Origin of the sequence: Telluribacter humicola (assembly GCF_017355935.1) — a bacterium.
GTDB classification, from domain to species: domain Bacteria; phylum Bacteroidota; class Bacteroidia; order Cytophagales; family Spirosomataceae; genus Telluribacter; species Telluribacter humicola.
The window spans coordinates 2309133-2329954 of the sequence record NZ_JAFIQT010000001.1 but is presented as its reverse complement, the minus strand read 5'-3'; the positions used below and the strand labels follow the sequence as shown (position 1 = coordinate 2329954).

Sequence of the window (20822 nt, the reverse complement as noted above, 5' to 3'; positions counted from 1 at the left end):
TTACCACTAAACACCACCTTGCCTTCATGGATCAATCACTAAACCCTACCTGGGTATCTACCCAGCCCGTGGCCTCCGACACCACGCGCCGTCTGGGGATTCCATCGTACGTGTATGCCGTCGTCTTTTCTTCCTTCTGCGTCATGACGGGCATTATCTGGGATATTTGCTGGCACCAGAGTATCGGTCGCGACGGGTTGTTTTCGCCCCCGCACATCCTGGTGTACGTGGGTGCCGTGGTAGCCGGATTATTCTCAGGCTTTCAGGTACTGCGTACCACCTTCGCGGGCAGCGAAACTCAGAAATCCCAGAGCGTTAAGATTTGGGGCTTTTTCTACAGCTCCCTTGGCGCTATTTTCTGTATCTGGGGAGCCATAGCCATGCTTACCTCCGCTCCCTTCGACGACTGGTGGCATAATACCTACGGCCTAGACGTGACGATCCTGTCCCCTCCGCATACTGTACTGGCGCTGGGTATCATCGGCGTGCAGTTCGGGGCGATGGTTACGGTACTGGCCCTGCGCAACCAGACCAAACAATACACCCACTTTACCACCGACGAACGTGCCAAACGCGATACCCGCATCTACTGGATGTTTGCGCTGTCGGCAGGTTTCCTGCTGTCGATGTGGTTTACGCTGCTCTCCGAGCAAATGGATAAATGGAACTCCCATCACTCCAGCTACTACCAGTTTGCCTGCGCGGCCTTCCCAATCTTCCTGCTGGCCTTTGGCCGGGCCATCCCCAACCGCTGGACCATCACGGCCTCCACGGGAGTCTACACGGCTATGCTGTGCCTCACCCTCTGGATCATCCCCCTGTTCCCGGCCGAACCCAAACTGGGCCCTATCCTGTACCACATCGACCACTACCAGGGGTTTGCGTTTCCGCTGCTGCTGATCGTACCTGCCCTGGCGATGGACTGGCTGCTCATGCGCTATACAAAGATGAATGACTGGCTGCTGACCCTGGTTGTGGGGGTGGTGTTCTTTGCCGTATTCCTGGTGGTACAATGGTACTTTGGTGCATTCCAGATGGAGTCACCCTACGCACGTAACTGGTTCTTTGGCAGCCACTACTGGTACTTTGGCAACGATCCCAACTGGGAGTACCGCTACAAGTTTGGCCCATGGTCGCTGCAGTCCATGCCTGACCTGCTCCAGGGGCTGGGAATAGCGCTGGTATTAAGTTTGATATCTTCCCGGATTGGTCTGGCTTGGGGTAACTGGATGAATAAGATACAACGATGAGAAAGCTTCTTTTCATAGTAGGTTTGCTCCTGAGTGCGGTTGCCGCACAGGCCCACGTAGGTAGTTCGGGAGTACTTTTTCAGGGACAGGCCGGGCCTTATAAGGTCCTGGTCAATGTACAGCCGCCGGATGTGATACCCGGTACGGCTCAAATCAGTGTCTATTCAGAAAGTGAAGGCATCACTTCGGTACAGGCGCGGCCTATCTACTTCCGCTCCGGTGACGAAGGGGCTCCCTCCCCCGACGATATAGTACCCGTAGCCGGACAGCCGGGACAGTTTCAGGGTATTGTGTGGCTGATGGAATGGGGCTCGTCCAGCGTGCAGATCGAACTGGATGGCAAGCTGGGCAAAGGGCAACTGGTGGTACCCATCGTGGCCGTATCCACTGCCGAGCGCGACATGCCCGCCGGACTGGGCTGGCTCCTGACGGGGCTGGGGCTGTTCCTGGTACTACTGATGGTAACTGCCATTGGTGCTAGCGTCAGCGACGGCATCATGAAACCCGGACAGGTACTTACGGCGCCACAGAAGCGCAAACGCTGGATGAACATGGGGATTGCTACGGTGGTGTGTGCCGTGATCCTCTACGGGGGTAGCAGCTGGTGGGATAGCTGGGCCGCCGACTACCGCCAGTGGATCTATAAGCCCCTGCAGGGTACTTCAAAAATCATCAACGAAGACGGTCAGCGCCTATTCAGCCTGCAGATCGATACTACCGGCTGGGCTGCCCGGCGCCGGGGCAGTATGCTGAGTACCCTCGTACCCGACCACGGTAAGCTGATGCATCTCTTCCTGGTGCGCACTCCGGGGCTGGATGCCTTCGCGCACCTTCACCCCGAGCGCCGCGACAGTACTACCTTCCAGGCTTACGTACCCAAACTACCTCCGGGCAAGTACCTGGTCTACGCGGATATTGTGCAGCTATCGGGCTTTGCCGAAACCATCGTAGACACGGTAGAGATACCCGAACTGGCTGCTACTACTACCGCGCTCAAACGCACCGACGAGGAAGATACCTACGTCGTAACCGACCCATTGAATAATCCAAAACAGGTACCGTTGGATGAAAACGTGGTAGTGTGTGGTACGCCAGGTACCAGGACCAAACTTAAAGACGGCTCCTATGTAGTATGGGAAGGTACTTCAGGCAATACCTTCGAAGCTGGTAAGCCTTACCAACTGGCCTTTGAGGTATTCAATCCCGATGGTACACCGGCCAGGCTAGAGCCTTATTTGGGTATGCCGGGGCACGCGGCTATTGTCCGATCCGACGGCTCGGTGTACATTCACCTGCACCCGGTTGGCACCTTCGCCATGGCCGCCGAGCAGACGCTCAAAGGCCGCATTGCCGATACCACCCGTATCTACAAGCGCCCCAATCCGCAGGTATTCCGCGACAGCATAGACCGGTACCTGGCCCGCCTCAAGACCATGTCTTCGGCCGAGCGCGAAACCTTTCTGATGAAAGAAATGGGTATGGAAATGAAGGGCAGTACCCACAATGGCGAAGAGCATACCAACCGCATCACCTTCCCCTACTCCTTCCCCAAGGATGGCCAGTACCGCATTTTCTTACAGATCAAGCGGAATGGGCAGGTGATCACGGGGGTGTTTGATGCGAAGGTGAAGGATACGACTACGTTGTAAATTGCCTGTATTATCAACAACTACTTACTACTAACTACTATGAAAAATCTACTGTCGTGCCTGTTTCTGCTTGCTGTTTTAGGAACTTTCTCCTTTACAACTGCTCCAAAGTACCTGGTTACTAGTGCCCCGGAAGAGTATGCAGGTACCTATCAGTTTAAGAATACTGAGTTCATCACCAACTTTGTGGTAAAGGTGTCAGATGGTGCCTTATACGGCGAAGCCGATAGTCATGGTTCCAATAAACTCCTCCCCCAGGACAAGCCCGACGTTTTCAAATCTACCAGCCAGTACGGCTCTCTGGTTACCTTCAAACGCGACCCATCCACCCGCAAGGTAGTGGGCCTGGTACTCCATATTATGGATACCGACATGGAAGCGGTACGAAAAGAGTAGTTTTAGGCGACCACTATCTATGAGCTAGTTAGTAGTATACCTTAATAAGCTATTAAGTTCTATTTTAGCAGGTTTTAGCAGGCGCGTTATCAGGGGGTTGTGTCTTCACAACCTTCGGATAGTGGTATTCTATTCTATACGTGGTCTGTGTCCCCACAGACCTACTATGGTACCTCGAGGAAATAGTTCCTTAGCCAATCAAAAATCTGCTAACAGACGCTTTAGCACTACCTCCACCCACATCCGGAATTATAGTGAGCTCCACTACCTTTACCTCTTCCAGGTTGACGGTATAGGTTTCCTGTTCCTCGGTAGAGGAGTCGGGGCTGAAGTTGTACTGCTGCCGTACATTCTCCCGCAGGGGTTGCCCCTCATCCGGTGACCACCGTAGCAGAAACTCCTGGGTCCGGGCGTGTTGCTCCTCCTGAAAGTAGAGGTGAATGGTATGTATTCGCTGTGGTTCATCAAAGATAACCCGGATGGTCTGCTTGCCCGGCTCGGATGCCCGCCAGCCCGATGAACCATCGTACGTCTCAAATGCATCCTCGATAGGAAAGGCTTCATCCTCTGAAGTCACTTCTACCTGAGCCAGGTCTTTTACATCCAGCCACTTTCCCTCCGCAGCAGATGCTTTTCCCGGGTCCTGATCTATAATTCTTTTCCGCATCATCTCTAAAATGGTTGGTTGTCCTGGTAGCCATACCTGGCTACATACATGTAAAGCCGGAAAAGGCAAAATAGTTATGAAAAACAGCAACTTACCATCAACCAATCCCCCTGTACCGGTCACTAAAATCTTAGGTTCCGTATCCAAAACCTCCGTATCTTTATTAGACAATCACAACCGCCCAGGCCACTGACATAGAACCTAGTAGTACAGGCATCCAGATTGATAAAGGACACTTTTATGTAGTAGCAGGATTGGCTCAGGGCCTGGTTGGATCATGTATTCGATCGTTGTATTCACTTACTCAGGGGAAAGCTATGACTGATCAAACACTTCATCCTGAAGAGGGGTCCCACAAAGACCACCACTCGGCCACCAAGAACTTACCACGTAAGAGGAAGTGGCCTATTCCCCCGCCTCCCAGCTGTCCGATCGGATGGCAACCCAATGCTCTGACTCCTGTCTTCTACGGGCACCGGGACTACACAACTAACCAGGGTACACCGGCCAACCTGCGGGTCTTCTTTCCGAGTCTGGATGGCTCTCCCGCCTCGGGGGCTCTCCTGGCGGGCTGTGGGCGTTATCCCCTTGTCCTGTTTATACACGGTAGTTGTCCCGGCGCGGTAGAGCATTATAAGGTATGGCTAAGGTTGCCCGCTCAGTTAGCCCGGGCAGGCTATGTGGTAGCTGCACTGGATGTACCCGAAAGTGGAACTGATCCGGCTACGCCTAATCACCCGGCCCTACCCGCGATAGCGGCTACCCTCACCTGGATGCGCCAGACGTGGGAGTACCGGGAGGTACTTATGGCCCCCCCGGCTACGGCAATCATCGGCCACTCCTACGGAGCTCTGCTTTCCGGCCGCTTTGCTTTGCAGAACGATCTGTCAGCTTATGTATCGCTCAGTGGGGTGTGGGGCAACTGGGACATCCAGGCGGGTGGTCCCAAACCCATTGATGCCCTGGGCATCCCGATGCTGTTTATCCACGGTGGTTCTGATTTACTGACGACTATGTTTGGCCATGGGCAGTGGGAGAAGCTGAACACGCCCAAGCACCGCATTATTTTTGAAAATGGAATGCACTGGGACTACCTACCCGAAGGAACAACTCCCTGTGATCGGACACGCGGAACCTGTAAGCTGGTGGATGAAGCCACGGCTGACTTTGTGACGATGTTTCTGGCCAGGTACCTGCCCCCGGAACTGGCCCCGCACCTACCCGACCAGATACCGGATAGCCTCACGCCGCCACCATTGGTACTTACGCCGGAGCAGGAGTTCTACGCAGGCAGCTACCTCAACGGAGTAGCTGGATTATCCGGTAACAATAAATGTGGCTTCACGCAGGAGTCGGAAACGGATCCCTCCCGATTTATCATCAATAATTTTGGTTATGAGCAGGGATGGCGGGTAGATCAACACCCCCGGTTCGTCACGGATCTGACCGGAGACCGACGTTCCGATATAGTAGGCTTTGGCGATGACGGCGTTTGGACATCGCTAAATAATGGAAATGGCAGCTTCCAACCTCCCCGTTTTGTACTGGCCAATTTTGGATATAAGGCTGGCAACTGGCGTGTGGATAAGCATCTCAGGCTCATGGCGAACCTGACCCGTGATGAGAGAGCTGATATTGTGGGCTTTGGCGACGACGGTGTCTGGACGGCTCTCAACGGGGGTAATGGCACCTTCCAAGCGGCCCGATTGGTTATTAACGACTTTGGCTACAACCAGGGTTGGCGGGTAGACAAGCATCCGCGCCTGATGGTGGACCTCAACGGTGACTTCCGGGATGACTTCGTTGGCTTTGGTAACCACGGAGTATGGATCGCGATCAGCAACAGCGATGGTACCTTTCAGCCTACTCAACTGGTACTTCAAAACTTTGGCTTCAATCAGGGCTGGCGGGTAGACAAACACCCACGCTTTGTGGCTAAGATAACCGGAGACTTTCCGACTGATATTGTAGGGTTCTTTGACGATGGCGTCTGGCTGGCTACTGGCAACGGCAATGGCAACTTTCAACCGGCCCGCCGTGTCATCAATAATTTTGGCTATAACCAGGGCTGGCGGGTCAACCAGCATCCCCGCTTCCTGGCAGACCTAACCGGTGAAGGCCGGGCTGATGTAGTAGGTTTCGGCAATGACGGTGTATGGACCTGCGTTAGCGCAGGCAATGGCAACTTCCAGCCTCCCCGCTTGGTACTTAATGAGTTTGGCTTCAATCAGGGCTGGCGCGTAGACCGTCATCCCCGCTTTCTGGTGGATCTGACGGGCGACAGAACAGCCGATATCATAGGCTTTGGTGATGATGGGGTTTATGTAGCTATGAGCAGGGGCGATGGTACCTTTCATCCGGCCCGCCGGGTAATTAAGAACTTCAGCATCAATGAAGGCGGCTGGCGGGTAGATCGTCACCCCCGATTCGTGGCTAATCTCACTACGGACAGAGCCGCTGATATTATTGGCTTTGGCGATCAGGGCGTTTGGATAGCCCTTAACAAAGGGAATGGTACCTTCTAAATATAGAGCTCTTCATATTAAATTAATATTGAATAAAATGGGCGACAGGCTACTCAGGTAGTGTGACTATTGCATAGCTTTACTGCCAGAAAAGAAACTACCACAGCCCTCTCATGAAGCGCATACACCTATTTGAATTTGAAGATTTCGCCTGGTTTCCCCACTGGCTTCGGACCAGTCTAACGCGGCTGATCGTAGTCATGCACCGCCTGCTTGGATCAGGAGACGAACTGGCAGGACTGATCCACCGGGCGCTTAAGCATACTACTACACCGGCTATCGTTGACCTTTGCTCGGGCAGCGGCGGGCCGATGATAGAGGTAGTGGATACCATCCGACAGAAGCACCGGATACAGAATCTAACCCTGACACTCAGCGACCTGTACCCCAACCTCGAGCTGGCCCAACAGATCAATAATAAGCCGAACCAGCCCGTCAGGTACCTGACTACCCCCGTCGACGCCACGGATGTGAATCCGGCCATGAAAGGGGTACGGACTATGGTCGGCAGTATGCACCACATGCGGCCGGAGGTAGCGAAGGGTATACTGAGAGATGCTAAAGAGCAGAAACAACCTATCTGTATATTCGAGATCAGCGATAACAGCTTTCCCATCTGGTTGTGGTGGATTGCGCTTCCGCTCAACTTCCTGATTCCCTTCTTCATTACGCCGCTGGTCCGGCCGCTGACCTGGCAGCAGATCGTATTTACGTACCTGATCCCCATCATTCCCCTCTTCTTTGCCTGGGATGGTGCTGTATCCAACACCCGGACCTACACGCTGGAAGACCTGGACCTGCTGCTCGACGGATTAGCCTCCGACGATTACTACTGGGAGAAAGGCCGGCTAGTCGGAAAAGCAAAGAAATTGTACTTACTTGGACTCCCGGTTTTGAAACAGTAGTACCCCCTCCACAGATTTAGTGAGTCCTATTATGTTTACTTTCAGGAAGAAGTATGTCCTGTGGGCGATAGCCCTCTTTATCATTGAAGTAATAATAGCGAAGTACCTGAAGGACCCGATCATCCGGCCCTGCGGCGGTGATTTTCTAGTGGTGATCCTGGTGTATTGCGTGGTCAGAGGCTTCATCAATGTACCGGTACTGCCGGCTGCCATTGGGTCATTAGGCTTCGCGTACCTAGTAGAGTCCCTGCAATATGGAAATCTGGTGGAGCAACTGGGGATACAGCACCATCGGCTGGCTCTGTTGGTACTTGGGCACCAGTTTGAGTGGCTGGATATGCTGGCCTATACACTGGGTACTGCCCTGGTGCTGGTACTGGAAAGGCCTTGGCGACAGCCAAAGGTAACTTTACATTAAGAGGTACAGTCGTACCCAAAGGATCTACACTCAGGAATACTTATTTATAACCAAATAAGTATATCTAACCTACTACACCATGATTGATACGTATGACCTAGATCGTTTCCTGGAAGCGCAGGAACAAGTATATTCCGATGCCCTGAGGGAAATTCGTAATGGGCGAAAGCAGAGCCACTGGATGTGGTTTATCTTTCCGCAGGTCCTCGGATTAGGGCAAACCGAAACCTCCCGCTACTACGCCATCAAATCCAGAGAAGAGGCCGCTGCCTACCTCTCCCACCCCACACTCGGTAGTCGTCTACTGGAAGTATCCGAAGCCCTGCTGTCGGTCCGGAACAAGTCGGCGCGGGAGATCATGGGTACGCCGGATGATCTTAAACTAAAATCCTGCATGACCTTATTTGGTCAGGTTAGCGACAATCAGGTATTTGGGCAGGTACTAGACCACTACTTCAACGGGGAGAAAGACACCCGAACTATCCAGATCCTGGGTGAGTTGGGAGAAAAGTAATCGCACTTTTTTTCGTCTGATGCTATTGACATTCTGAAAATTCATTTTAACTTTGAATCACAAAGTACTTTGATATGACTGAGCAACACGAACAACTCGCCGCCCTACGTGAGATCCGTACTATAATGGATCGTTCCTCCCGCTTTATTTCCCTGAGCGGACTATCCGGTATAGGTGCCGGTCTGTCGGCGCTGGCGGGTGCCGCCGCTATTCAGTGGCATCTGAGTAGTCGTGACTTACAGTACCAGGACTTGTACAAAGGAGTGGCTAAGCAGGAGACGGGGTTGTTCCTGGCCTCAGTAGCCGTGTTGGTCCTGATACTGGCTATCAGTACGGCCGTTTACTTTACTACTCGTAATGCCCATAAGGTAAAGCAGTCGGTCTGGAATAACCAGGCTCAGCGGGTGGTCGTAAACCTGAGTATACCGCTAGCGGCCGGTGGCGTTTTCTGTCTGGTACTGCTGTACCACCAGTATTACCCACTGATCGCGCCATCGATGCTGGTGTTTTATGGCCTGGCCCTCATCAACTGCGGCAAGTACACCTACCGCGACATACGGTCCCTGGGCTTTTTTGAATTGGCACTAGGCTTACTTACCTGCTTCTTCGTGGAGTTTGGATTTATAGCCTGGACCTTCGGCTTTGGGATACTGCATGTAGTATACGGTATTGTCATGTACTACAAGTACGAACGGTCACCCCAACAGGTACTTAACTAAGTACCCTGATTTTATTTTGAGAGTAAGGCCTAACGGATGCCCTATATGGAGAATGTGAAGGAATACCTAAAAGATATCAACAAGGATTTTGAGAGCCGGGCACGGCTTGGAATAATGTCGGTACTGATGGTAGAGGAAAGTGTAGATTTTAATTTTCTGAAAGAAACCCTGCAGCTGACAGATGGTAATCTGGCCAGCCACCTGCGTGCGCTCGAAGAGGCGGCCTACCTGCGGGTAGAGAAGCAGTTTGTGGGACGGAAGCCCAATACCCGTTACCATGCTACGCTGGCCGGTAAAGAAGCTTTTAAGAACCACCTGGATGCCCTCGAACGCCTGATCCTGGACAACCGAAATCCGTAGTCCATTTTTTTTGCCCACTTACTTTGAATTTCAAAGTACTTTACAAAAGTGTATCTAAGCTATAAAACGGTAATGACCATGACAACCAAAAGCGCCTCTGCCAACACCCCCATTCACCTCAGGCCGCTACGGTCCCGCATGCTACTGGGAGCGGGTATTGCTACTACTCTACTACTGATCTTCATGATTATTGGGGGCAAGCCAAATCCCGGCCCCAAGACCTGGATGATACTCCCCTTCCTCACGGTACCCTTCGGAGGTGCGTTGGGAGGATTAGTGTACTACCTGTTGGATTTCATGCGGTATCAGGGTGGCTGGCGAAAGAGCCTGGCCAATGTACTGAGCCTGCTGATCTATATACTGCTGCTGGCAGCTACCCTCATCGTGGGCCTGAACGGACCTGATTAATCACTTACTGATTTCTTCTATAAGCTATACAAACCCGTAAGTCCTCTTTCCCCAAACTCGAAGCTATTAACACCCAACGCTATGACACTCCAAATTTCCAACATCTCCAAGAGCTATCCGACCGGCCGGTCCACGCGTGTGGTACAGGCGCTGAAAAACGTGACCCTCTCTATTCCTAATGGTATGTACGGTCTACTGGGGCCTAACGGGGCCGGGAAGTCCACGCTGATGCGCATTCTGGCTACCCTACAGGAGCCGGACACAGGCAGCATCCGCCTTGGAGACCCATCGACAGGCCCTGTCATAGACGTACTGAAGCAGAAGGACGAAGTGCGCCAGACACTGGGCTACCTGCCGCAGGAGTTTGGTGTGTATCCGAAGGCCAGGGCGGAGGATCTGCTCGATTACTTCGCCATACTTAAAGGCATTACCGGACGGCAAGCGCGAAAGGAGGTAGTGGAAGCCTTGCTCCGGCAAACGAACCTGTGGGATGTACGCAGGCAAAAGCTAGGAGGGTTCTCAGGGGGAATGCGGCAGCGCTTTGGTGTAGCGGTGGCCCTGCTGGGCAACCCGAAACTGATGATCGTAGATGAGCCCACCGCGGGACTGGACCCCGCCGAACGGGTGCGTTTCCTGAACCTACTCAGTGAACTGGGTGAAAACAGTGTCGTAATTCTTTCTACCCACATTGTTGAAGATGTAAGCGAACTCTGTACCCGAATGGCAATCATTAATAAGGGCGAAATCCTGCTCGAGGCGGAGCCGCTCAAGGCTATAGATGGGCTTCAGAGCCGTATCTGGCGCCGGATAGTCGAGAAGAGTGCACTAGCCCAGCTGGAGCGTGAGCATAAAATCATATCGACCAAACTACTGAGCGGACGTACGGTCGTCCATATCTACAACGAGGAAGATCCCGGTAATGGCTTTGAGCCCGTAACTCCTGATCTGGAAGATGTGTACTTCAGTACGATGGCTGGTCATATTGGCAACCGCAAACCACAGGTCGCCCTATGAAGTTCAGGGAGATATTTCGATTTGAATTTGCTTACCAGGTACGCCGACCCTGGCCGTGGCTCTTCGTCATTGTCCTACTCGTACTGGACTTTTTAATGACCAGAGATGGCTCTGTATCGGAGGTACTCTATTCTGAATTCTTTCTTAACTCACCTTTCGGAATTGCGAAGACCACCGTTTTTGGTAGCCTGATCTGGCTGGTGTTGGCTGCGCCCATCGCCGGAGATGCGGCAGCGCGGGACGTGGCTACGGGCATGTATCCGCTCATTTATACAACCTCCATTAGTAAGGCTGAGTACTTGGGGGGACGCTTTCTGGCAGCCCTTGTTCTTAATGCTTTGATCCTGCTCGCCGTGCAGGCAGGTATCCTGCTGGGCGTATACCTGCCCGGCGTTGATGCCGAGTTGATCGGTCCGTTTCGACCGGCAGCCTTTCTTACGGCCTACGCCTACATTGCGCTCCCGACCGCCTTTGCTGCTACCGCCATCCAGTTTTTTATGGCTGCAAGAAGTGGCCGTGCCATGGGTGCTTACTTTGGAAGCTTCCTGATCGTGTTCATGAGCTTCTTTGTAGCCTCCTTTCTGCTTTTTGGAAAGGGCCTTGGCACCTTGCTGGATCCGATCGGTATCCGTTTCGTAGTTGAAGATATCGCGCATATGTGGACGCCGATCGAGAAGAACCGGCGCCTGATCGGGTTGGAGGGTATTGTATTGACAAACCGTCTCCTGTGGATCATCATCGGCCTGCTAGGGCTTATAATCACCTATCTGAGCTTTAGATTCGCCCATCGCACGGGCATTACCTCGTGGAGGCGCATAAGGCAGCTTTTCACTCCTTCTAAGTCAGCCACAGCGAAAGTACAAACACCAATACCTGCCGCTCCCGGCATTCTTGCAATCAAACCAGTCTCCGTCCCACAGGTGCAGAGGAGCTCCAATTTTATCACCGATACCCATCAGATGTTCGCCATCGCGTGGGCATCGTTCCTATCAATCGTGACGAGTTGGGCCGGGCTTTTCCTGCTGGCATTTATCCCGCTCCTCACTATCCCGGTGGTACTCGATCAGATGGAATCCAAAAGTAATCCGCTGGTACCTACTACCATCCGGGTCATCTCCGAACTAACAGCCTCTCTGGCCGATGAACTGAGCCGCTGGGTGATCATCCCGTTCCTCATTGTTTTCTTCGCCGGAGAGCTAGTCTGGCGGGAACGGGAAGCTAGAATGGGAGAAATCACCGATACAATGCCCGGCTCAGCCTGGGCTCCTTTCCTGGGTAAGTTCCTGGGACTGGCTCTCCTGCTCGTCGTGTTCCTCACCCTCCAGATTGGGGCTGGCATGGTCGCCCAGGTGATAATGGGGTATCATAACTTCGAGATCGGACTGTACCTGAAAATCATGTTTGGGCTTCAGCTTACCGATTACCTCCTCTTCGCGCTGCTTGGCCTTGTGGTACACGTGGTGGTAAACCAGAAATACATTGGTCACCTGGTGGCGATCATTGCCTTTGTATTTATCGCCCTAGCTTCCTTGTTTGGTGTTGAGCATAACATGCTCATCTACGGTGCAAGTCCGGGATGGTCCTATACAGAGATGCGCGGCTTCGAACCCTCCATCGGCCCCTGGTTGTGGTTCAAAAGCTACTGGGTAGCATGGGCTCTGCTACTTGCAGTAACAGCGAGACTGCTTTGGGTACGTGGCAGGGAGACTAGTTTCCCTGTGAGACTCCGGCTGGCGCGGCAGCGGCTCACACGCACGACGGTTTGGACTGCCGGATTGGCAGTAGGGCTCATCCTGACGCTGGGCGGTTTTATTTTCTACAACACCAATGTTTTAAACGAATACCACACCGCGTCCGAGATGAAGGAGCGGGCCGCTGCCTACGAGCAAAGCTATGGGCAGTACTCAGATACCCCTCAGCCCCAGCTGGCAGCTACCAAACTAAACATCGAAATTTATCCAGAGCGGCGGGCAGTTGACATTATAGGTACCTACCACCTGGTGAACCACAACAAGAAAGCAATTGACTCCATCCATGTGACTACGGTGCCCGGAGTCGAAACAGTAAGCATTGAGTTTGATCGGCCAGCTAAGCAAGTACTCACTGACGAGAGATATTACCACAGGACCTATGCGCTGGATAAGCCGCTCATGCCCGGCGACACGGTGCAGCTTACTTTCCAGGTGAAAGTCGAGCCACGTGGCTTCCGCGAGAACGGAATCGACGCCTTGGTGGTCGCGAACGGTACCCGCTTCACGAACAGCTGGCTACCCGCTATTGGCTACCAAAAGAGCCGCGAGCTGATCCACGCCAGCGACCGGCGGGAGTACGGGTTTGAACCACGCCCGGTGATCGCTTCCCTGTACGATCGCAAAGCCAGAGAGGATAAGGGCACCGGGGGTGGCACCCTTGAAGCGGTAATAGGCACTGCTTCTGATCAGGTAGCCGTTGCACCGGGGGCGCTCCGCCGTACCTGGACGAAAGCCCCTCAATCAGGCTCAGGACAAGTACGCCGTTACTTCCATTACTCCACTGATGGATCAGCCGGGGGTGAGTGGGGCTTCTTCTCTGCCAACTATACGGTACTTAAGGAGCAATGGAAAGCTCCGGATAGCTCTGGCCTGCCTGTAACCATACAGATTTTCCATAACCCACAGCACGCAGCACACCTGGACCGAATGGTCAGGAGCATCCGAAACTCCCTCGAATACTACACCAGGGAGTTTGGCCCCTACCCTCGCGGTTACCTAAGTGTGGTTGAGGGTGCAGGCAACGGCACGGGAATGCACGCCGAAGGGGGTATGCTCACCTATGCGGAGGGATTTGCCCTCTGGCACCCCAAGGATACTCCGGAGAGTCTGGATTTCCCTTCCGCCGTAGTGGCGCACGAAATGGCTCACCAGTGGACGGTACCTTATGCTAACGTCGAGGGAGCCCCGGTGATGTCTGAGAGCCTCGCCTGGTACTATGCGATAAAAGCCGTGGAGAACGCCAGAGGACACGAGGAGCGCCAGCGACTTTTAGATTTCCTGCGAGTGTCTCAAATACGCCCGGAGATCCGCCGGGGCGAACCGCTGCTCCGGGGGCTCGACCCGTACATGTCTTACCGAAAGGGGCCTTTCGCGCTGTACACGCTGAGCGAGTACCTAGGCGAGAAAAAGGTCAATGGGGCGCTGCGGCGTCTGGTGGAAAATCATCGAAAGCAGGGGGCTCCCCTGGCTACAACCCTGGATCTCTATCGGGAGCTTAAGGCGGTAACGCCAGATTCATTGCAGTACCTCCTGCACGACCTGTTTGAGGTGAACACGTACTGGGAGTTCAAGATAGATGGAGCTACGGCGAAGCAAACAGTGGCAGGCTCCTGGGAGGTGACACTCGACCTGCAGGCACGCAAACTGGTGGCAGACAGCGCGGGCGTTGAGAAGGAAATTCCTACGAATGATTGGGTGGAAATAGGGATTAGAGAGCAAGGCAAAGAATCTGGCAAGCCGCTCTACCGTCAAAAGCACCGCATCCGCTCTGGTAAGCAGACTCTTACCCTCAAGGTACCTCACAAGCCCGACTTGATTGTAATCGACCCCCGCCAACTGCTCATTGAAGAAAAAACAGATGATAACAGGAAGGAGATAAAGCTATGAAGTTCCATACCATCTTTCGCTATGAATTTCGCTATCAATTAAGTCATGTCTCGACATGGCTCCTGTTTATGGTGTTCCTCTTGTTCGGTTTTTTAATCCTGAGAATGGTCAGGCTTGAAGACGGAGTCTACCTGAATGCACCCGGTACCATTGCTTTCTATACGGTCTTTGGCAGTGTAATATGGGTAGTCATTGGTGGACTTTTTACCGGCGATGCGGCAACCCGGGACAGGCAGACGCGTATGCACCCGCTTACCTATACCTTACCCGTAAGCAAGCTGAGCTACCAGGGGGCTCGAGTCCTGGCGGCTCTGTCCCTGCATGTCCTGATTATGCTGGCCCTTTACGCCGGAATGCTACTCTCCTTCTACGGCCCCGGTGCTAAGCCTCAGTTGCTGGGCCCATTCCGCCTCGCCTCCTATCTGACTAATTTTGGCTTCATTGCCTTGCCTACTGTATTAGCAGTTACAGCCATCCAGTTTTTGTTCGCTACATTGAGCGGTAGGGCTATTGCCAGCTATATCGCCAGCTTGGTCATCATCCTATTTTCTCAGTTTGGCGGTACTACGGTCCGGTACGCGCTTGAGTGGAAAGTACTTGGCAGTCTGATGGACCTCCTCGGCACCAGCATCATTGTAGAGATGGAAGGCTGGACACCCATCGAGAATAATACACGGCTGATCCTGCTGGAAGGTACCTGGCTTTGGAACCGTATTGTATGGTTTGGCATTGCGGTGGCCGCGCTCCTGTTCACGTACATCAGGTTCCAGTTGGCCCACGTTACGTCCGGCGCTACATGGTCAGATCTTTTGGGAAAAAGTAAAGCTTCTGTGCGTCCCGTCGCACAGACACAAGAAGAAGCATCCCGCATACGCAACCATTCCACCAGTCGGACTACCATACCGAACGTCACGCGCAATTTTGTTTTCTCCACCTATGTACTTCAAACAGTAGCCATTGGCTGGGCCTCATTCAAGGCTATTGCTGGCAGTAGGGCTGGACTCACCCTTGTAGCCATTCTCTCCATCGGTACAGGACTTTTTGCCACTGAGTACATGGAGTGGTTTGGCGTTCCGCTCTTTGCCCGTACGCAGGAGGTACTACGAATACTGGCCCCACCGCTGAGCAGCTACCAGACCCAGTGGATCATCATTCCCTTACTCACTATTTTCTACGCCGGCGAGCTGGTCTGGCGGGAGCGCGAGGCAGGACTTTATGAACTTTCCGATACCACACCGGTACCCGAGTCGGTCCTGTTCGTGGGCAAGTACATAGGACTGGCACTCATTATCACTACCTGGATGGCCTTCCTGGTGGTAGCCGGAATCATTAATCAGCTCGTCATGGATTATTACCAGTTCGAGCTCGACGTGTACATCAGGGCACTTTTGGGCATTCAGCTTACCAACTACCTCCTCTTCGCGCTGCTCGTCTTTGTCATCCATGTCGTAGTGAATCAAAAGTACATGGGTCTCCTGGTAGCATTAGGCGCGTATGGTTACATACTCTTTGCTTCCATGCTTGGGGTTGAGCACAAAATGCTGGTATTTGCCTCGGACACGGGCTGGTCGTACAGTGACATGAGCGGCTTCGGGCCTTTCATCAGACCGTGGCTGTGGTTCAAGTTCTATTGGGCATCGTGGGGCCTCTTACTGGCTGTAATAGCTATCCTATTCTGGGTGCGAAGCAAAGAAGGTGGATTCCGAACGCGGCTCCAGCTGGCACAGCACCGGTTCGCGCAGCATCAAGGGGCTTTGTATACAGCTCTGGCTCTAGTACTCGTATCCGGTGGCTTCATTTTCTATAATACCAATATACTGAATGAATATACTACTAATGAGGCGAAGATGGAGATGCGCGCGGAGTACGAGCGGCGCTACGGGAAGTACGAGCACACCGCTCAACCAGCACTGGCCCGTACCCAGGTAAAGGCTGAGCTATATCCTGACGAGGGAGCGGCCGATCTGCAAGCCACGTACTATCTCGTAAATCGCAGTAAGGTCGCCATCGACTCCATCCATCTTTCTATCGTTCCAGACCTCACTATCACAGGCTTTACATTCAATCGCACGGCTACTCCAGTCATTCTGGACGAAGAGCTGGGGTACAGGATCTATTCCCTGCAAAAACCGCTGGCGCCCGGCGATTCGGTGCAAATGAGCTTTCAAATGCGTATCGGTTCCCGTGGCTTCAGCAATGCAGGGGTAGATGCCTCGGTCGTCTCGAATGGTAGTCATATAGACAGTGATGACTGGATGCCTGTCATCGGCTATCAAGAAAACCGACGTCTGCGCGACGAGCGTGATCGACAAACGTATGGACTCGCTTCGCGTCCGGAGCGGCCTTCTCTTTACGATGAGGCCGCGCGCTTCGACACCCGTCACGCTGATCCGATGGATTTTGAAGCAGTAGTAGGTACCTCTAAGGATCAGATTGCCGTGGCTCCCGGAGCCCTTCACCGTACCTGGACAGAAGCTCCTTCGTCAGGCTCAGGACAGGAGCGCCGTTACTTCCACTACGTTACCAATGCACCTATTAGCCATGAATATGCCATCTTCTCAGCCAGGTATGCGGTACGCGAAGCCCAGTGGATTCCAGCCGTTACAGCGGGTTCTGACAGCACCGCAAAACCGGTAACCATTCAGATCTTTCACCACCCCACCCACGACGCCAACGTGGAACGTATGGTGAAGAGCGTCCAGGTTTCGCTGGCGTACTACTCGCAGGAGTTCGGTCCTTACCCGTACACCTACTTTAGGGTACTGGAGCGGCCAGGTCCCGGCCGGGGCATGCACGCTGAGGCGATGACGATTGACTACCCGGAAGGGTACTCTCTGATGAAACCAGATCCGGGAGGGCTCGACCTTCCGTACCACATCATGGCCCACGAGGTGGCGCACCAGTGGTGGGGCTTTCGTCTGGCTCCTGCTGCAGTCGAAGGAACTGGTCTACTCGTAGAAAGCTTCGCTACCTACTCGGCTATGCAGGTAGTGGAAGAAACACTGGGTTACGAGCATCTGCTCAAATATCTATCCCAGATGCGGCAGGAGTATGAGGTACCCCGCTCGCGGGCGGCTCCTCCCCTGCTCAGGTCTAATAACAGGTTCATGAACTATCGCAAGGGGCCTTTCGCGCTCTTCGCATTGAGGCATTACATTGGAAAAGAAAGAGTCAACAACGCGCTTAGGGGCATGTTAAAGGAAATCCCCGCCGAACCACCCCTGTTGACGACTCTGGATTTCTATCGGGAGCTGCAGGCGGTAACGCCGGACTCACTGCACTACCTGGTGCACGACCTCTTTGCGGCCAACACCTTTTGGGAGCTCAAAACAGAGAACGCTACCGCGAAGCAAACCCCGGCAGGAACCTGGCAGGTAGAGCTGGATGTGGAAGCATGGAAGGTAACCGTCGACAGCGTAGGCAGGGAGACAAACATCCCTATACAAGACTGGATTGAAATCGGAGTCTATGCCCCGCGTGCAGAAGGTGAGCCATCGGCAAAAGTACTCCACCTGCAGAAGCACCGCATCCGCTCCGGTAAGCAGACATTTATTCTCAACGTACCTGAACAGCCCGCCCGTGCCGGTATTGATCCCAATCACCTGCTGATTGATCTGGAAATGAGCGATAACGTGCAGAAGGTAGATATATAGAAAATTCTATTTTAAACTACTTAAAGAGATAGAAACATGAAGTCACAGCTTAACATACCGGACATCATCAGTTGGTCATTTGGCTTCCTGTTTTTTGCCATCGGCGTCATCAATACTTTTTGGGGTAATGATCCCCTCTTTGGAGTCTTTATTGTGCTTCTTTCATTCATCTATTTTCCACCTGTTGCTGCCCTAATTAGGGAGAAGACCGGGATTTCAATTCCTGGATTCCTGAAAATCCTTCTGGGCTTTTTTATTATCTGGGCAGCGCTGGGCGTGGGTGAATTGGCCGATAAGATAGCCCTCATGATGGAGGACTTAGCGTAGTCCAACCGTAAGCTTTGCAGCAAACATATCACTACTTATAAAAACATTTAACCAGACTAAACCTACTATGAAAAACGAGATCATTGCCAACCTGGACAATCCCCGTCAGTTGGAAAAACTGTACCGGAACAACAAGCCAATATTTAAGCGGGAGTTCAACGACCTATACCCACAGTTGAGCCAAAATCCATACGCCAATTTCTGGAACGCACGCCTAAACTACGATGAGGAAGGTCTGTCGTGGGGAGGCGGCAAAGATTTGCTGTTCATACTGGTAGTGTCACTGATGGCGGGTACCGTGGCTAAGTTGCCAGAGATCCTGTCCATTCCGGAAGAGTTCTTTTATACCCGCAACGTAGGCTTCATCGTATTCCCATTCCTGATCGCCTACTTTGTCTGGAAACGAAACGCAGACTCACAAAGCCTACTTCTGCTGGTTGGAGCACTGCTCGGTGCCCTGGTTTTTATTAACCTGCTTCCGGGTACAGACAAGAGCGATACGCTGATCCTGTCCCGACTGCACATGCCCCTGTTCCTCTGGTCGCTGTTGTGTGTAGCCTTTGCGGGTGGCTTCCGCCACGACCTCCGCCAACGACTCGACTACCTCAGTTTTAATGGCGAGCTGATTATCATGACCGGTTTGATCTTACTGGCAGGTGGAGTACTGACCGGGATTACCATTAATCTTTTCGCCTTGATTGGCCTCAGGATAGAAGAGTTCTACGTTCAGTACGTGGTAATATTTGGTCTTCCCGCGGCTCCCCTGCTGGGCACCTACCTCACCCAGACCAACCCTCAACTGGTCAATAAGGTATCGCCCGTCATTGCCCGGATCTTTTGCCCTCTGGTGCTGGTGACCCTGGTCGCTTACCTGATCGCTATTCTCATGTACCAGAAAGACCCCTACAACGACCGGGAGTTTCTGCTCCTGTTCAATGCTCTGCTCGTGGGGGTCATGGCTATTATTTTCTTCTCCATCACCGAAAGTACCCGCTCCGAAGTCTACCGGTTCGAAATTCTGCTACTGTTTCTGCTTTCGGCGGTGACCATCATCGTCAACGGCATTGCAATTTCTGCCATCCTGTTCCGGATTTCAGAATGGGGTTTTACGCCCAACCGTACGGTAGTACTGGGTAGTAATCTTCTGATCCTGGTGAATCTGGCACTGGTAACCTTAAAGCTCTTTCGCGTGTTAACCCGTCGAGGAGATATAGCCGAAGTGGGTCGGGTTATGGCGGCCTATCTACCCATCTATTTTTTATGGGCGGCTATTGTTACTTTCCTGTTTCCGTTTTTATTTGGATTCAGATAAGCAACGAAAAGAAACACCATGGCTATAACGTATCATACCGACCGCAAACCAACTCCCGAAGAGGTCATTTTTCTTTACGAGGAGGCTTCCCTACCCCGCCCAACGCACGACGAAGAACGGATCAGGCAGATGTACCAAAACTCCGACCTGGTCATCACGGCCTGGGATGGTGAGCTGTTGGTAGGAGTAGCACGCTCCATCACCGACTGGGTGTGGAGCTGCTACCTGGCGGATCTGGCCGTACGTACCGCTTATCAGAAGATGGGCATTGGTAAGCGCCTCATCCAAATGACCAAAGAGCAGGTCGGCGAGCAGTCCATGGTACTTCTGCTGTCGGTACCGGCTGCTATGGAGTACTACCCCAAGGTAGGCTTTGCCCGGCAGGAAAGTAGCTTTATTATCAACCGGGACCGTTAAGGGACAACTTATTTAAGTAGTGCTTCCAACCCTATCTGGAGGAAGGTAGTCTATAAGATATAACCTAACTAAACCTACAACGATGAAGACTTCTTTACCTCTGAAAATACTCATGCTGGGTGCGTGGCTGTTACTAATCAGTAGCTGCACCACCGATACGGTTACGCCTGCCTCCCTTCGGGGTACCTGGGTGGAGCGCACCGTCCGGCAGGATACCCTTATTATCAATAAAGATGGAATAAATGTACGAAGAGGCAAGGCTCCCAACGCCAGCGGGTACCTGATTCCAAAAATAGGTAGTGGCTTTTATAGCTATGAACTGAAGGGCGGCTCCATCTTTATCTCCCGGTCTATGTTCAGCAGTAGTATGCCTACTCTATTTGAATATCCGGTGGAGATATCCGGGAAGAAACTCACGCTCCCCAACTTCTATGAATTACAGCACCACTACTTTGGAGAAGAAGACCGTAGTGGACAGAAAACGCTAAGATTTGAAAGGCTATGACCTTCTGCTCCCAAAGCAATCATTTAGTGACAATTAAGTAAATACTCTCTTTCATTCGATAATTTAATTGAACTACTTCAGGCGTCTAAAAAATAATATCTCCCCATAAATGCAACATCGTTGCATTTATGGGGAGATATTACCT

At 52.7% G+C, this 20822-nt stretch carries 18 protein-coding genes; 17 read left to right on the top strand and 1 reads right to left on the bottom strand.

What is annotated here, in order from left to right; translation table 11 throughout:
- Nucleotides 1-26: 26 nt before the first annotated feature.
- From JUB14_RS09955 to JUB14_RS09945, 3 genes are read left to right on the top strand one after another with little or no spacing between them, the layout of a single operon-like run.
- The gene (locus JUB14_RS09955; protein WP_229367614.1) at nucleotides 27-1250 is read left to right on the top strand and encodes a hypothetical protein; all 1224 of its coding nucleotides are present in this window, start codon (nucleotides 27-29) and stop codon (nucleotides 1248-1250) included.
- Nucleotides 1247-2899: a DUF8832 domain-containing protein gene (locus JUB14_RS09950; RefSeq protein ID WP_207505704.1), complete on the top strand. Its 1653-nt coding sequence runs from the start codon at nucleotides 1247-1249 to the stop codon at nucleotides 2897-2899. Before JUB14_RS09955 ends, JUB14_RS09950 begins: the two co-directional genes overlap by 4 nt.
- 39 nt (nucleotides 2900-2938) lie before the next feature.
- Nucleotides 2939-3295 carry a DUF3471 domain-containing protein gene (locus JUB14_RS09945; RefSeq protein WP_207505703.1) on the top strand — a complete coding sequence of 119 codons (357 nt, stop codon included), beginning with the start codon at nucleotides 2939-2941 and terminating at the stop codon, nucleotides 3293-3295.
- A gap of 190 nt (nucleotides 3296-3485) precedes the next feature.
- Here the strand turns inward: JUB14_RS09945 and JUB14_RS09940 are convergent, their stop codons facing one another.
- Nucleotides 3486-3965 carry a hypothetical protein gene (locus tag JUB14_RS09940; RefSeq protein WP_207505702.1) on the bottom strand — a complete coding sequence of 160 codons (480 nt, stop codon included), beginning with the start codon at nucleotides 3963-3965 and terminating at the stop codon, nucleotides 3486-3488.
- A gap of 314 nt (nucleotides 3966-4279) precedes the next feature.
- On the opposite strand from JUB14_RS09940, the gene JUB14_RS09935 reads away from it, so the two are divergent.
- The 14 genes from JUB14_RS09935 (at nucleotide 4280) to JUB14_RS09870 (ending at nucleotide 20677) form a co-directional block, all read left to right on the top strand.
- Nucleotides 4280-6487: an FG-GAP repeat domain-containing protein gene (locus JUB14_RS09935; RefSeq protein WP_207505701.1), complete on the top strand. Its 2208-nt coding sequence runs from the start codon at nucleotides 4280-4282 to the stop codon at nucleotides 6485-6487.
- A gap of 113 nt (nucleotides 6488-6600) precedes the next feature.
- The gene (locus tag JUB14_RS09930) at nucleotides 6601-7392 is read left to right on the top strand and encodes a hypothetical protein (RefSeq protein ID WP_207505700.1); all 792 of its coding nucleotides are present in this window, start codon (nucleotides 6601-6603) and stop codon (nucleotides 7390-7392) included.
- A gap of 31 nt (nucleotides 7393-7423) precedes the next feature.
- Complete coding sequence (locus tag JUB14_RS09925; protein WP_207505699.1) at nucleotides 7424-7810, top strand: ribosomal maturation YjgA family protein; 387 nt, start codon at nucleotides 7424-7426, stop codon at nucleotides 7808-7810.
- A gap of 79 nt (nucleotides 7811-7889) precedes the next feature.
- Entirely contained in the window at nucleotides 7890-8324 is a 435-nt protein-coding gene (locus JUB14_RS09920) for a DUF1810 domain-containing protein (RefSeq protein WP_207505698.1), read from the top strand.
- 74 nt (nucleotides 8325-8398) lie between these two features.
- Nucleotides 8399-9043, top strand: a complete 645-nt coding sequence (locus JUB14_RS09915) for a hypothetical protein (RefSeq protein ID WP_207505697.1) — start codon at nucleotides 8399-8401, stop codon at nucleotides 9041-9043.
- A gap of 54 nt (nucleotides 9044-9097) precedes the next feature.
- Nucleotides 9098-9403 carry a winged helix-turn-helix domain-containing protein gene (locus JUB14_RS09910; RefSeq protein WP_310586124.1) on the top strand — a complete coding sequence of 102 codons (306 nt, stop codon included), beginning with the start codon at nucleotides 9098-9100 and terminating at the stop codon, nucleotides 9401-9403.
- A 78-nt stretch (nucleotides 9404-9481) separates the two neighbouring features.
- A complete protein-coding gene (locus JUB14_RS09905) occupies nucleotides 9482-9811 on the top strand; it encodes a potassium transporter KefB (RefSeq protein WP_207505695.1) in 330 nt (109 codons plus the stop codon).
- Nucleotides 9812-9892: 81 nt separating this feature from the next.
- Nucleotides 9893-10825 carry an ABC transporter ATP-binding protein gene (locus JUB14_RS09900; protein WP_207505694.1) on the top strand — a complete coding sequence of 311 codons (933 nt, stop codon included), beginning with the start codon at nucleotides 9893-9895 and terminating at the stop codon, nucleotides 10823-10825.
- Entirely contained in the window at nucleotides 10822-14463 is a 3642-nt protein-coding gene (locus JUB14_RS09895) for an ABC transporter permease/M1 family aminopeptidase (RefSeq protein WP_207505693.1), read from the top strand. The genes JUB14_RS09900 and JUB14_RS09895 overlap by 4 nt, the downstream gene beginning before the upstream one ends.
- Entirely contained in the window at nucleotides 14460-18116 is a 3657-nt protein-coding gene (locus JUB14_RS09890) for an ABC transporter permease/M1 family aminopeptidase (RefSeq protein WP_207505692.1), read from the top strand. Before JUB14_RS09895 ends, JUB14_RS09890 begins: the two co-directional genes overlap by 4 nt.
- A gap of 36 nt (nucleotides 18117-18152) precedes the next feature.
- Nucleotides 18153-18443 (top strand): hypothetical protein, encoded by a 291-nt coding sequence (locus tag JUB14_RS09885; protein ID WP_207505691.1) that lies wholly within the window; start codon nucleotides 18153-18155, stop codon nucleotides 18441-18443.
- A 67-nt stretch (nucleotides 18444-18510) separates the two neighbouring features.
- Entirely contained in the window at nucleotides 18511-19755 is a 1245-nt protein-coding gene (locus tag JUB14_RS09880; RefSeq protein WP_207505690.1) for a hypothetical protein, read from the top strand.
- 18 nt (nucleotides 19756-19773) lie between these two features.
- Entirely contained in the window at nucleotides 19774-20172 is a 399-nt protein-coding gene (locus JUB14_RS09875) for a GNAT family N-acetyltransferase (RefSeq protein ID WP_207505689.1), read from the top strand.
- A gap of 82 nt (nucleotides 20173-20254) precedes the next feature.
- Nucleotides 20255-20677, top strand: coding sequence for a hypothetical protein (locus JUB14_RS09870; protein WP_207505688.1), 423 nt, complete (start codon nucleotides 20255-20257; stop codon nucleotides 20675-20677).
- The last annotated feature ends 145 nt before the right edge of the window (nucleotides 20678-20822 follow it).

What these genes read in the sequence shown, in the direction of transcription:
- JUB14_RS09955 (WP_229367614.1), top strand. Translation starts at nt 27, where the DNA reads ATGGATCAATCACTAAACCCTACCTGGGTATCTACCCAGCCCGTGGCC.
- JUB14_RS09950 (WP_207505704.1), top strand. Translation starts at nt 1,247, where the DNA reads ATGAGAAAGCTTCTTTTCATAGTAGGTTTGCTCCTGAGTGCGGTTGCC.
- JUB14_RS09945 (WP_207505703.1), top strand. Translation starts at nt 2,939, where the DNA reads ATGAAAAATCTACTGTCGTGCCTGTTTCTGCTTGCTGTTTTAGGAACT.
- JUB14_RS09940 (WP_207505702.1), bottom strand. Translation starts at nt 3,965, where the DNA reads ATGATGCGGAAAAGAATTATAGATCAGGACCCGGGAAAAGCATCTGCT.
- JUB14_RS09935 (WP_207505701.1), top strand. Translation starts at nt 4,280, where the DNA reads ATGACTGATCAAACACTTCATCCTGAAGAGGGGTCCCACAAAGACCAC.
- JUB14_RS09930 (WP_207505700.1), top strand. Translation starts at nt 6,601, where the DNA reads ATGAAGCGCATACACCTATTTGAATTTGAAGATTTCGCCTGGTTTCCC.
- JUB14_RS09925 (WP_207505699.1), top strand. Translation starts at nt 7,424, where the DNA reads ATGTTTACTTTCAGGAAGAAGTATGTCCTGTGGGCGATAGCCCTCTTT.
- JUB14_RS09920 (WP_207505698.1), top strand. Translation starts at nt 7,890, where the DNA reads ATGATTGATACGTATGACCTAGATCGTTTCCTGGAAGCGCAGGAACAA.
- JUB14_RS09915 (WP_207505697.1), top strand. Translation starts at nt 8,399, where the DNA reads ATGACTGAGCAACACGAACAACTCGCCGCCCTACGTGAGATCCGTACT.
- JUB14_RS09905 (WP_207505695.1), top strand. Translation starts at nt 9,482, where the DNA reads ATGACAACCAAAAGCGCCTCTGCCAACACCCCCATTCACCTCAGGCCG.
- JUB14_RS09900 (WP_207505694.1), top strand. Translation starts at nt 9,893, where the DNA reads ATGACACTCCAAATTTCCAACATCTCCAAGAGCTATCCGACCGGCCGG.
- JUB14_RS09895 (WP_207505693.1), top strand. Translation starts at nt 10,822, where the DNA reads ATGAAGTTCAGGGAGATATTTCGATTTGAATTTGCTTACCAGGTACGC.
- JUB14_RS09890 (WP_207505692.1), top strand. Translation starts at nt 14,460, where the DNA reads ATGAAGTTCCATACCATCTTTCGCTATGAATTTCGCTATCAATTAAGT.
- JUB14_RS09885 (WP_207505691.1), top strand. Translation starts at nt 18,153, where the DNA reads ATGAAGTCACAGCTTAACATACCGGACATCATCAGTTGGTCATTTGGC.
- JUB14_RS09880 (WP_207505690.1), top strand. Translation starts at nt 18,511, where the DNA reads ATGAAAAACGAGATCATTGCCAACCTGGACAATCCCCGTCAGTTGGAA.
- JUB14_RS09875 (WP_207505689.1), top strand. Translation starts at nt 19,774, where the DNA reads ATGGCTATAACGTATCATACCGACCGCAAACCAACTCCCGAAGAGGTC.
- JUB14_RS09870 (WP_207505688.1), top strand. Translation starts at nt 20,255, where the DNA reads ATGAAGACTTCTTTACCTCTGAAAATACTCATGCTGGGTGCGTGGCTG.